General features: G+C 61.7%; 12 protein-coding genes and 1 pseudogene. 2 read left to right on the top strand and 11 right to left on the bottom strand.

Features of this window, described 5'->3' with window-relative positions; all coding sequences use genetic code 11:
• Positions 1-89 precede the first annotated feature (89 nt).
• The 11 genes and pseudogenes from EG244_RS19350 to EG244_RS20570 form a co-directional block, all read right to left on the bottom strand.
• Positions 90-845 (bottom strand): IclR family transcriptional regulator, encoded by a 756-nt coding sequence (locus tag EG244_RS19350; protein ID WP_124966802.1) that lies wholly within the window; start codon positions 843-845, stop codon positions 90-92.
• 69 nt (positions 846-914) lie between these two features.
• Positions 915-2,252: an FAD-dependent oxidoreductase gene (locus EG244_RS19345; RefSeq protein ID WP_124966801.1), complete on the bottom strand. Its 1,338-nt coding sequence runs from the start codon at positions 2,250-2,252 to the stop codon at positions 915-917.
• 25 nt (positions 2,253-2,277) lie between these two features.
• Positions 2,278-3,270, bottom strand: coding sequence for an ABC transporter ATP-binding protein (locus EG244_RS19340; RefSeq protein ID WP_124966800.1), 993 nt, complete (start codon positions 3,268-3,270; stop codon positions 2,278-2,280).
• A complete protein-coding gene (locus EG244_RS19335; RefSeq protein ID WP_325050405.1) occupies positions 3,267-4,259 on the bottom strand; it encodes an ABC transporter ATP-binding protein in 993 nt (330 codons plus the stop codon). The genes EG244_RS19340 and EG244_RS19335 overlap by 4 nt, the downstream gene beginning before the upstream one ends.
• Entirely contained in the window at positions 4,237-5,670 is a 1,434-nt protein-coding gene (locus EG244_RS19330) for an MmgE/PrpD family protein (protein WP_124966798.1), read from the bottom strand. Before EG244_RS19330 ends, EG244_RS19335 begins: the two co-directional genes overlap by 23 nt.
• Entirely contained in the window at positions 5,667-6,038 is a 372-nt protein-coding gene (locus EG244_RS19325) for a hypothetical protein (protein WP_124966797.1), read from the bottom strand. The genes EG244_RS19330 and EG244_RS19325 overlap by 4 nt, the downstream gene beginning before the upstream one ends.
• Positions 6,039-6,063: 25 nt before the next feature.
• Entirely contained in the window at positions 6,064-6,903 is an 840-nt protein-coding gene (locus EG244_RS19320) for an ABC transporter permease (RefSeq protein ID WP_124966796.1), read from the bottom strand.
• A 12-nt stretch (positions 6,904-6,915) separates the two neighbouring features.
• On the bottom strand, positions 6,916-7,833 hold the full coding sequence (locus EG244_RS19315; protein WP_124966795.1) for an ABC transporter permease: 918 nt from the start codon (positions 7,831-7,833) through the stop codon (positions 6,916-6,918).
• Positions 7,834-7,881: 48 nt separating this feature from the next.
• Positions 7,882-9,339, bottom strand: a pseudogene (locus EG244_RS21180) (ABC transporter substrate-binding protein).
• A gap of 92 nt (positions 9,340-9,431) precedes the next feature.
• Entirely contained in the window at positions 9,432-10,805 is a 1,374-nt protein-coding gene (locus tag EG244_RS19300; protein WP_158617374.1) for an MmgE/PrpD family protein, read from the bottom strand.
• Positions 10,805-11,170, bottom strand: a complete 366-nt coding sequence (locus tag EG244_RS20570; protein WP_158617373.1) for a hypothetical protein — start codon at positions 11,168-11,170, stop codon at positions 10,805-10,807. Before EG244_RS20570 ends, EG244_RS19300 begins: the two co-directional genes overlap by 1 nt.
• Positions 11,171-11,683: 513 nt before the next feature.
• Here EG244_RS20570 and EG244_RS19295 point away from each other — a divergent pair.
• A complete protein-coding gene (locus EG244_RS19295; RefSeq protein ID WP_325050406.1) occupies positions 11,684-11,902 on the top strand; it encodes a transposase in 219 nt (72 codons plus the stop codon).
• A 41-nt stretch (positions 11,903-11,943) separates the two neighbouring features.
• On the top strand, positions 11,944-12,123 hold the full coding sequence (locus tag EG244_RS19290) for a hypothetical protein (protein ID WP_124966791.1): 180 nt from the start codon (positions 11,944-11,946) through the stop codon (positions 12,121-12,123).
• The last annotated feature ends 157 nt before the right edge of the window (positions 12,124-12,280 follow it).

Genomic DNA, 12,280 nt, shown 5'->3' with positions numbered 1-12,280 from the left:
AATGATTTTTCGCTACCGCAAGCAATTTAGTAGGTCCTGAGCCTACGTCTGAGACAGGAATTACCGCCGGATACGCCGCGAGCAGAGCCTCAACCCGAACAACCGGGCCTGACCGACATCTCTTTTGCCAGCTCGGTCAGCTGGCTGCCATACTGATCTTCCAGTTCGGCGATGGTTATCACCTCAGATAATGCGATGATGTTGATCGCCGCAACGACCCCCCCTTCATCGAAAATGGGTGCCGCGATGGTACGCACGCGGGGGTGATGTTCCTGGTCGCTGACCGAGTAGCCACGCACGCGCACCTGAGCGAGAATATCCATAAAGCCGTTGACGTCGGCAGGGGTTGCGGTCAGCTCGCGCAGGGTCTGGAGGCTCTCCATCAGCTGCGGTTCGGGGAGGAACGCCAGATAGGCCCGGCCCACGCCGGTTGTCGCGACCGGCACGCGCGAACCGACCTGACGGTTGATGCTCAGCATCCCCGGTCGGCGCGTGGTCGCGGCGATCACCATGGCATCGCGGTCAAACACGGCCACATCCGACGGCCAGCGGATCTCGGACTGAAAGCGGCTCAGCAGCGGGGTGATGCGGTCCACAAGCACCGAGACACGATTGACTCCGCTGCTCAGCAAAAGACAGCGCGGCGACAGCCGGTAGCGCAAGGGATCGCCGGATGCTGAGATGTAGCCCGTCGCAATCAGCGTCTCTAAGATCCGGATCAGACTGGGCTTTGGCATCCCGGTGCGGGCGTGAAGTTCTTTGACCGAAAATGCTTCCTGCGTGCTCATGACCTCAAGCACGGTCAGTCCGCGGACAAGGGCATTGATGGGTTCATAACTTGGCATTTCACCTCACACCTGACAGAACTTCCCTTGGACACTCACAACGCCGCCCTGATCTGATCTCCTTCGCCGTCACGTCACGATCGGGTGCAGCACCGCACCGGCATCCGTCAGGTCAGCGATCAGCGCGGGAACCGACACTGCGCGACTGTTTCCCCCTGTGCCGAGCGCCATGGCTGCCGCCATACCAGCCGCTTCTCCCATTGCAAAGCAGGTTGCCGAAACCCGGGCCGAGGCCTGCGCCGTCTGCGTTGCCGACAGGTTACGTCCGGAGACCAACAGGTTGGCAAAGCCCTTAACGGTCAGACTGCGATAGGGGATCCCATAGTAATCCCCATCGGGCAGGTGACGCCAGATGGTCCCCCGGCCGGGGGCGTGCATTTCCACCGGCCAGGCGCTGCAGGCAATGGTGTCCGCGGGTTTCACGCAATTGAGGACATCCTCTTCGGTCAGAATGTAATCGCCGGTGATCCTCCGGGTCTCCCGGATGCCGACCATCGGGCCAATGTCTGCGATCTGTGCCTTTTCAAACCCGGGCAGATGGCGCCGGGCGACATCCAGGTAGCGGTAGGCCTGGCGGCGGCCTTCCTGTTCCGCTTCAGTGAGTTCGGCCGGGTCTGTCAGATTAAAGGGCGTGCCGTCGGGGCGGGCCAGTTTGGTTGCGTTGAAATGCACCATTCCCGCAACCGGACCGGGATAGAGGGCAACGGCCGTGCGCGGCAGTTCGCCTTCGGCAGCGCTGACCTTTTCCAGGATCGCCCGCATATCCTCGCGCGTCAGGCGCGAGAAAGCCGCGGTGTCGACATTAGACGCACGGAACATAGAAGAGCTGAACTGCGTGTGGCCGTCGTGACCCAGTTCGAACTCTGCGCCGGCAAAGGCTGCGATATCGCCGTCCCCCGAGCAATCGATCACCATCCCGGGGATCACGGCAGAGCGCCCGCCCCGATTTTCCAGGACCACTGCCGTAATCCGGTCTTCGGTGCTGTGAACGGCCACCGCGCTGGTGTGATACAGCAGCTCCACTCCATGTTCGCGGCACAGCTCCTCTGTCACCAGCTTCATGAGGTTAGGATCATAGGGCAAAGCGTGCACCCGCGCCGAGCGGCGTACCGGCAATGCCCCGTTCAGCCGGAACAGCCGCTCACAGATACGCGCATAAATTCCACCCACCAATTCAAAGAGACCGTCCGAGCCATTGCCGTATCCGCCGCACATTCCGCCCAGCGTCACCGCCGTCAGCGTGCCACCCAGAAATCCGAAACGTTCGGTCAGCAGAACACTACAGCCCGCCCGCGCTGCCGCACAGGCCGCAGCGATCCCCGCAGCACCGCCTCCCACCACCAGAACGTCAGGGCGGTGTGTCACCGGGATGTCGCGGGCAGGTTCCGTCAGAAAAGATTGTGTCATCAGCGTCTCCTCAGCGTGATGGGGATCAGGCGAAGTGGCAGGCGGCCTGCTGAGCTGGACCTATATCGCGCAGGGCGGGGACTGCCGTGTGGCACTGCGCAGGGTTTCCCATGCTCCTGGCCAGAGGGCAGCGGGTATGGAAGGCGCATCCGGGCGGCGGATTGCGCGGCGAGGGGACATTGCCTTCCAGGGGCGTTACGGGCCGGCGCAGTGACGGGTGGGACACCGGCACTGCGGCCATCAGCGCGCGGCTATAGGGATGCGCGGGCGATGAGAACAGTTGTTCTTTATCGGCAATCTCGACCAGACGACCCAGATACATCACGCCGACACGGTCACTGATGTGACGAACCACCGCCAGGTCATGCGAGATAAAGAGATACGTCAGCCCCAGGATCTGCTGCAGATCCTGCATCAGATTGAGGATCTGTGCCTGAACCGACACATCCAGGGCCGAGACCGCTTCATCGCAGACCACGACTTCAGGCTCCAGGATCAGCGCCCGCGCAATGCCGACGCGCTGGCGCTGCCCTCCGCTGAGCGCATGGGGAAAGCGCGCTTTATGCGCCTCGCTCAGCCCGACCATCCCCAGCATTTCCGAGACCCTGGCTGAGAGCTGCGGTTCTCGCACGCCCTTGATAACCAGCGGCTCTGCGATGGTGTCCCCCACCGTCATGCGCGGGTTCAGCGACGAGAACGGATCCTGAAAGATCATCTGGATGTCCTGACGCAGGGCCCGCAGGTGTTTGCCCTTCAGTGCGGTGATGTCGCGTCCGTTCAGCTCCACCGTGCCGGCGGTCGGGCGCAGAAGGCGCATAATCATGCGTCCGAGCGTGGTTTTGCCACAGCCGCTTTCGCCCACGATACTCAGTGTTTCACCCCGGCGCAGCGTCAGGCTGACATCTTCGACCGCGCGCACGGGCGGGCTGCGATATGCGCTCAGAAAGCTGCCGGTCTGAAAATGCAGGGTCAGGTTGCGGACGGCAATGACAGGCGGGTCTGCGACGACGGCGGTCATGACGGGTTCCCCATATCAGCGTAGTCAAGATGCAGCCAGCAGGCAACCTCATGGCCCGCCCCCTGATCCGACAACGCCGGATCTTTGCGCGTGCAGATCTCCCGTACATGCGCGCAGCGCGGGGCGAAGCGGCAGCCCGGCGGCAGGCGGTCGGGCGGGGGCACCGTCCCCTCGATCGGGATCAGCCGGCCGGCCCTGTCATTCAGCACCGGCATCGCCCGCAGCAGGCCCACGGTGTAGGGGTGCAGTGGCCGGTCAAACAGCTCCGCCACCGCAGCCCGTTCAACCACCCGGCCCGCATACATCACAATCACCTGGTCCGCCATTTCCGCAACCACGCCCAGATCATGGGTGATCAGCAGCACGGCCGTGCCAAAGCGGCGCTGAAGATCGCGCATCAGTTCAAGGATCTGGGCCTGAATTGTGACGTCGAGCGCGGTGGTCGGCTCATCTGCGATCAGAAGATCAGGGTTGCACGACAGCGCCATCGCAATCATCACGCGCTGGCGCATGCCTCCGCTGAGCTGGTGCGGGAACTGATCATAGCGCCTGTCAGGATCTGCAATCCCGACAAGCCGCAGCATCTCCACCGCCCGCGCCCGGGCCTCGGCCGGATCACGGGTCTGATGCAGCAGGATCGCTTCACGGATCTGACTGCCAACCGTGAACACCGGATTCAGAGCGGTCATCGGCTCCTGAAAGATCATCGAGATCTGATTGCCGCGGATCCGCTGCATCTCCGGCTCAGTCAGGCTCAGCAGATCATGGCCTTTGAAGAGGATCCGCCCGCTTTCGACCCGGCCCGGCGGTGAGGGGATCAGCCCCAGGATCGACATCGCGGTGACGCTTTTTCCAGATCCGGATTCCCCGACAATCGCCAGTGTTTCACCGGCAGGCAGGCTAAACGAGGCACCATCCACCGCCGGGAAAACCCCCGACGGTGTTGCAAAACAGGTGCGCAGGGCGTCAACTTTCAGCAGTTGCGTCAAGACCTGCCCCCTCCGCTGTCGCCGCGCACAGCATCTCTGCATCCGGGCGAAGTGCCGTCAGCAGGTCTGTCACTGTCGCCTGGTTTTCCAGATCCCCGATCAGATCTCCGGCCCGGCGCACGCGGTCTTCCGGCGCGATGCTGCACAGAGCCTGTTCAAACTTGGCACGCACATTGAATTCATGTCCCGGCGCACCGGGCATCTGGCTCACCTCGGCGCTCAGGCTGCGGCCGTCGCGGGTTTTTACGACCACACGGGCGGCGTATTCCCAGCGGTAATACGCCGCGTGCATCTCCGCATCCACATGCAGCCGGATCCGGCCTGCCAGATCACGTACCTGAGGCGAGCGGATATAATCCATGCCATATTGGCGCGGTGTCAGCTCTCCCGCTACAAAAGCCGCGGCCATCGGGAACGGCACATCAAACAGCAGAGGCACGTGGGTGGCATCGCCCTGCTCGATCCGGGTGAACAGATCAGGCTCCAGCGTGTGGAAACGGCTTCCCGCATAAAGCGTCACCCCGGCGGCATAGCAGTCGACGCTTTCAATGTCGTCAGCCGAGAGGTTGTGTTCACGCCGGATCTGCAGCGCTGCGTGAATGGGCGAGATGTGATAGCCGCAGATCGGATACAGCTTGGAGCGCAGCGTCCGCAGCACCCAGCGGTCCCCGAGCCCCTCGGCCAGCTCATTGAGATCCAGATATTCCGACACGCTTGCCAGATAGCCCGCCGGATGTTCCAGCACGTCCCGGTTGCCCGTCACCCCTGCCCGCGACAGAAGCGCTCCGGTGATCCCGGCATGGAGCGGGAAGGCGTTGATCAGCCCCTTCGCATCGGTCAGGTAGCCCACCGGTGCCGGCTGCATCGCCATAAAGCACGACAGACCGACAGCCCCCGCCATTTCGCGCGGACCGGCGCCCAGCAGACGGCTTGCGACGATCGCGGCATCCGCCTGGTGATTGGGCATCGAGTTGCCGACATGTGCGCCGCGCTGGATGGCAAGGCCCGTGCGCCCGGCGATCTCATTGCCGATCACAAGCGCCACCAGAAGGTCGCGGCCGGTTTTGTTGAGCTTCTCACTCATCCCCATCGCGACCGGCACCACGCAGGCGCCCGAATGCGAATAAACCGCCCAGTCTTCAAACTCAAAGATCTGCGCGAGGAAGGAGTTAGCCATTGCCGCATTGGCCACTGAGGCGCGTTCATTACTGCCAAAAATCGCGCAGGCGCTGCCCTCATCCATGGCCCGAAGTCCGGCGATGGCGGCCCGTCCGGCCTGGCTTCGCGCGCCCAGAACGGAGGCGCCGATGATGCTGTAGAGCTGCTCTTTGGCCTTGTCGATGACATCCTCAGGGATGTCTTCATAGCGCAGGCCACAGGCCCAGTTGCACAGATTTTCAGTATGCTTCATGCCGGGATCCTCCGGATGGTCAGCAGCGACTGCAAAACGATGCTGAGCTTGCTGATGATGTAGCGTTGGTGCACCGGATAGCGGCAGCGTCCGGCGAACATCACGCCCACGATGCCGATGCGCCCGGACAACACGTCGTCCCAGTCCACAGCGCTCATCGCGACAACAGCTTCGGGGGCGTGTCCCAGCCTGTCGCTCAGAACCAGGCGGTCTTTTTCGGCGCGGATAAACAGCGTCTCTCCGCCCTCCACACTAAGCTCGATGTCATGGCCAAACAACGGCGACAGACGATAGCTGACCAGCAACTCAGAATATCGCGGCCAGATGTCCGCCAGCTCACGGAAGGTTTCACTCAGAGGACCAGGCATGTCATGCGTCCTTATGCGGTTAAAATCAGTGGCGTTCCTGGGTCAGACGCGGATCCATGATGTCGCGCAGAGCATCGCCCAGAAGGTTGAACCCAAGCACCAGCAGCAAAACGGCAACTGCAGGTGCCAGAACGATATGCGGAGCCGTGACCAGATAGCTGCGGGCCTCGGCGGTCATCGCGCCCCATTCCGGCGTGGGCGGTGCAGGACCCATTCCCAGAAAGCTCAGACCGGCGGCCAGGATGACGGCAGAGGCAAAGGCCAGCGTCGCCTGAACCAGCAGCGGCGAAAGAATATTCGGCAGGATGTGGCGCAGCAGGATCCGGCTGTGGCTTGCCCCGATTGCGCCCGCGGCCTCAACATAGGCGATGCCGCGCAGCGCGAGGGTTGAGCCCCGGCTCAGCCGTGCGAAGATCGGGATGGTCGAAATGCCGACAGCAATGGCGAGGCTGACCTCCCCCTGCCCCATCACGGTGATGACGAACAGCGCCACCAGCATGCGGGGAAATGTCATCATCGCATCGACGCAGCGCATGGTCAGCCAGGAGAGCGGCCCGTCGAAATAGCCCGCACACACCCCGATCGTCACCCCGGCCACCAGCCCGATGGCGACGCTGACGCTGCTGAGCACGAGCGAGACCCGTCCGCCCCACAGCAGCCGCCCCATCAGATCGCGCCCCAGCTCATCGGTGCCAAGCGGATGCTCCAGTGACGGCGGGCGCAGAACCTGGGCGAGGTTCATATTGATCACATCGTCATAGCTGTAGATCAGCGGTGCGAGCGCAATCGGCAGCACGATCAGAAGGGTAATCACCGAGCCGATCAGACCGCTTTTGTGGCGAAGCAGCTGTTTGAGAATACGCATATGCCCGTCTCCTCAGTTGCGCAGCCTGGGGTCCACGATCGCATAGGCGATGTCAGTGGCCAGATTGACGAGAATGATAAGTGCGCCGAAGACGACGATGCAGGCCTGGATCAGCGTATAGTCCCGCCAGTTGATCGCCTCGATCAGCAGCCGCCCGAGGCCTGGGATGGCAAAGATTGTCTCAGTGATGACGGCTGCCCCGAAGAGGCTTCCGAACTGCTCGCCGGCCACGCTGAGGATCGGGATGCCCGCATTGCGCAGGCCGTGTTTAAAGATGCGGATGCGTTCGGACACGCCTTTGGCCTTGGCCGTACGGATGTAATCCTGCGACAGCACTTCCAGCATCGCTGAGCGGGTGATCCGGGCCAGCTGCCCCGCCATGATCAGACCCACGCTGAGGGAGGGCAGCACAAAGTGCAGCGGTGTCGTGGCCCCGGCAATCGGCACCAGCTTCATCCAGACGCCGAACACAAGGATCAGCAGCATGGCGCTGAGATAGGCCGGGATCGAAACCCCGGCCAGTGAGATGACCACGATCAGAGTATCCAGCACCGTGCCGCGTTTCAGCGCGGCAAGAACCCCCAGAACCACCCCGACCAGAATGGCGATCAGCATGCTGACCACCGCCAGGGTCGCACTGTAGCGCAGGGCGTCCAGCGCCCAGCCAAGCGCCGGCTGCCCCGAGCGCAGCGAGATCCCCATGTCTCCGGTCAGCACATTGCCGAGATAGATCAGATATTGCGTCAGAAGCGATTTATCGAGGCCCAGCCGCACCGTCAGCGCGGCTACCTGTTCGGGTGTGGCATCGGCGCCTGCCATCAGCAGGGCCGGATCACCAGGGATGATCCGGACCAGCAGGAAGGCAGCCGTGACCAGTGCCAGCAGCATGAAAGGCAGACCAAGCAGGCGCATGGCGATGGCGTAAAGCATGTCGGTGTCTCCGGCTGGCTCACGGATCTGCGGGGAAAGGGCCGTCGGCTACTCTTTGAATTCAGCGCGCAATGCGCTCCAGATTTCGCGGCCGTTGATCCAGAAGTTCTCCAGGTTTTTGTCCTGGGCGTTAATCAGGACACGGTCGTAGAGGAACATGTAGGCGTTATCATTCCAGACCATTTCCTGCAGCTTCGCGAATTTTTCGGCTGCGACATCTTTGTCCAGGGTCTGCCCGGCCTCATCCAGGATGCTCCGGAATTCTTCATTGCCGTATCCACCCCAGTATCCGCCGGCATTGCGGCCAAAGTTCCATTCCAGACGGTAGGGCGCTTCGGAAATGGTGGTGGCCAGCAGATACATTCCGGCCTTGCCCTCTTTGGCATTGATGCGCTGCCAGTGGGTGCCCCAGTCCGCCATATCGACGGTCATCTTCACACCAATCTGGCGAAGATAGGCCTGCACGGCTTCCGCGATCTGGCGGTCTTTCTGATAGCGCGGTGAGGTCCAGAGCGTGACGTCCAGCCCGTCGGGATATCCCGCTTCGGCAAGCAAAGCCTTTGCCGCCTAGGGATTATATTCAATCGCCGGCAGTTCGACCCGGTAAGGGACCGAGCCTGCAAAGATACTGCGCGGCACGATCCCTGCGCCCTGCAGAAGGCTGCCGACAATGGCCTCGCGGTCAATGGCCATGTTCAGCGCCTTGCGCACGCGGGGATCGTCAAAAGGCTTTTCGCGCATGTTGAACATGTAAAAAACCGAGAAAGTGCTCGGTGATTTCGCCACCGAGATCGCCGGATCTGCCTCAAGGGTGGCGACGTTTTCAGGATTCACCTTCAGCGCCAAATCGATCTCGCCCGCCTGCAGCAGGGTCGCTCGAACGGCGGCATCGGGGACGGTGGTGATGGTGATTTTCTCCAGCTTCGGCGCATCCCCCCAATAGCCGGGGTTCACCACCAGGGTCGTGCCCTGGTTCGGTCGTGAACTTTCCAGCATAAAGGGTCCGGTCCCGATCGGTGTTTTGTTCACGTCGGTATCAGAGCCGAGAACCCTGGGGCTGAGAATGCGCGTGGAGTTCCCGGCCAGCCCGTCCATCAACGCCGGCCACGGCACTTTGGTTTTGAAGGCGACGGTATAGTCATCCACCACCTCGGTGCTTTCGAGCAGGTTCAGACGTGCCCGACCCGGCGAGCCGAAGGCCGGATCCACGATACGCTCGATGTTGGTTTTCACGGTAGCCGCGTTGAAATCCGCTCCGTCCGAGAATTTGACCCCCTGGCGCAGCTTGAACGTCCAGGTCAGCTGATCGTCCGAAATGGTCCAGCTTTCCGCCAGGCGCGGCTGAAAACTGCCATCTTCGACCAGAGCGACCAGACCTTCAAAGATATGATCGTTAATCGAGATGGTGGTGTTATCCGTCGCCTGGTGCGGGTCAAAGGTCGTGACGTCATTCACCTCGGCAACGACGAGGGATCTGGTTTGCGCGCTGAGCGCAGATCCCGCCATCCCTGCAAGACAGGACGTGGCGATCATCAGGAAGTTTCGGGTCTTCATCGTGTTCTCCTCCATACCGTGTCGGGCTTTTATGCGGGAATGGCTCAGCGGCAGAGCGCAGCCATCAGCATGCGGACATCTGAAGTCTCCAGTCGGTCAATCAGCGCCGACGCCTCCTGCGCGCGTTCTTGCGACATAAAGCGCGTGGCGCCGCGGATGAATTTTTCACGCACGTCAAAGGGGTTCGCGGGAGAGCCGGGCATATCTTCGACCGTCTCAACCAGATGCGCGCCGCTCTTCAGGGTGATCTCGATCCGGGAGCCGAATTTGAACTGGTTGTAATAGGCGGTGTTCAGTCCCTCATCGACGCGCAGGGTGACCCGCGATGCAAGGTCACGGATGGCCTGATCCATGATCTTTTCATGCGCGAACTGGTCAGGGGTCAGAGTGCCGTCATAAAGGGCTGCGGCGACCGGATAGGGCACGTCGAACAGCAGCGGCATATGGGTGACGCAGCCCTGTTCATACTGCGTGAACACATCGGGCTGCAGACTGTGAAAACGGGTGCCGGCAAACAGGGTCGACGCCGGGGCATAGACCGTCACACTGTCAATCTGTGCCGGATCAATGTTATGACGCCGGCGCAGGATCAGCGCGCCCTCAATGGCCGCAATGTTATAGCCGCAGATCGGATAAGGTTTGCTGCGCAGCGACCGGATCACCCAGTCTTCGCCGAGACCGACGGTCAGCTGGGTCAGGTCAACATCTTCTGAGACCGTCCACAAATAGCCCGCAGGATGTTCGATCGTGCCGCGGCTGCCCTTCAACCCGCGCCGCGCCATATAGGCCGTGGTGATCCCCACCTGCGCAGGCAGGCTGTTGATCAGACCCTTTGCATCCGTCAGGAAGCCGACCGGACAGCTTTCCATGGCCATGAAGCAGCTGAGTCCGACCGCATTTTCAAACCCTTCCGCATCAAGCCCCAGAAGCTTCGACGCGATGAAGGAGGTATCCACCTGATGGTTCGGCAGCGAATTGCCAAGGTAAGCGCCGCGCAGAATGGCCCGCCCCGTGCGGCCGGCCAACTCATTGCCGATCACAATCGCGGTCAGAACCGCGCGGCCGTCAGAGCCTGCCGCCTCACCAACCGCCAGCGCCGTCGGCAGGACCGAGGCCCCGGCATGTGACGCAAGTACCCAGTCTTCATATTCAAAAAGCTGCGCGGCGAAGGAGTTGACCACCGCAGCCCCGACGGGGGTCATCTTCTCGCCGGTGCCAATCACAGTGCAGGGCCCGGCGGCCTCATAATCCTGAACTGCCGCAATCAGGTTGCGCGCAGACTCTGCCTCGGTCGACAGGAAGATCGCGCCCAGAACGTTGTGCAGCTGCTCTTTTGCCATCGCGATGCAGTCATCGGGGATGTCTTCATAGCGCAGTCCGGCGGCCCATTCGGATAATTGGCGGGTATAATCGGTCATCACGACGACAGCTCCATCGTAGCAAGGGTCTGAAGCACCAGGCTGAGCTTGGCGATCGGCATGCGGTGGTGTTTGGGATAGGGGCAACGGCCTGCCACGATCACACTCATGATGCCTGCCCGACCACTCAGGACATCCTGCCAGTCCGCCTGCGACATCTCCACCACGGCATTGGGCCGCAGATCTGCGCCGGGGGTGACGATCAGGCGGTCCTGCAGAAAGGTGACGGCAAAGCTTTCGCCCCCGGCCACTTTCATATTCACCAGGCAGCCGTACAGCAGAGTGAGCCGGTTGGTCACGGTCGCAGCCGCGATCTGCGGCCAGTCCGCCTCGACCCGCCTCAGGAATGTCTCCAGATCCGACATCACGGGGTTTCCTTGTTTTGAATGAAAGCATGCAGTGTGAATTATTTCACTGTGTGAAACGTTATTTTAAAAATCTAGATCTCTGCGGCTCGTTCGGACAAATACAGTTTTGTTATCGCCGGGCTGTCCGAGCGGTATATTCCGCACGAAAGGCGCTGTTTCCGCGCTGCCGGGCCCGCTCGCGCCGGTGCCGTATGTCAGGCTTCGGTGGTACACTCTTTGCAGGGGCCTGGGACACTGCACTGAGCCTCCCCGCGCAACCGAACAGGGACGAACGCGGAAGTCACAGGTTTGCGGGTCAGTCGTGGACACGATCACGCCGACAGCCGCAGAAGTCGGCTCCCCCCCTGGAGACATTGCAGGCTAAGGCCCGTGTCCGAGATGTCTGCGCACCCGCAGAACCGTTGTATCGACCGACTGAATTTCTGCTCAGGCTATAATGGAGCAGGATAGTCATGAGTATGACGATGGAAGACAGCATCAAGCTCTTGGACGGCGACGCGTAAAACGGCTCTGGTCACTGAGATCATCCTGGGCAAGGCCACTGTCCCGGAGGCGAGCCGCTCCTTCGACCTCAGCCCTTCTGAGATCGAAAGCTGGGTAGATGATGTCAGGCGGGGCATGGAGAATTCACTGCAGGCCAATCCGCTCGACATCCACGCTCAGTATGAGAAGCAGCTGCGGGACCTGCAGGAGGCTTATGGCGAGGCCATGCTGGAGCTGCGCATTTGAGATAGAGCGGCAGGCCCTGGCTCCGGGCAGCCGGACGAGTGATGATCCGCAAGCTCTGGCAAGGCCTGATCGAAGACAGCCTGAAGGTTTCAATCGCGCCGCTCTGCGCGTGGTTCAGCCTGCTGCGATCATCAACGAAATCGGCGCTGCGCGTGAACCCCGAGCTGGCCGTGCCTATCAGGAAGATGATCGACGACGTTGGCTACCGTCCCCTGACCTGAACAAAAACACCGTGCAGCTGCGCTCGCCATGGTCCTGGGACCATGTATGGATGGCGCCCGCGTGATAAGGGGTTTGTGATTTCGGCATCTGGCCGGGTGCGGCCATGTATTTGGCGTCTGATCTGTGGGGCGTCCCACGCGCCCTGATGACTGTTCG

The organism is Falsigemmobacter faecalis, assembly GCF_003863335.1.
Classification (GTDB): domain Bacteria; phylum Pseudomonadota; class Alphaproteobacteria; order Rhodobacterales; family Rhodobacteraceae; genus Wagnerdoeblera; species Wagnerdoeblera faecalis.
Note: the sequence above shows the minus strand (reverse complement) of the source record. Positions and strands in the feature narration are given on the sequence as shown.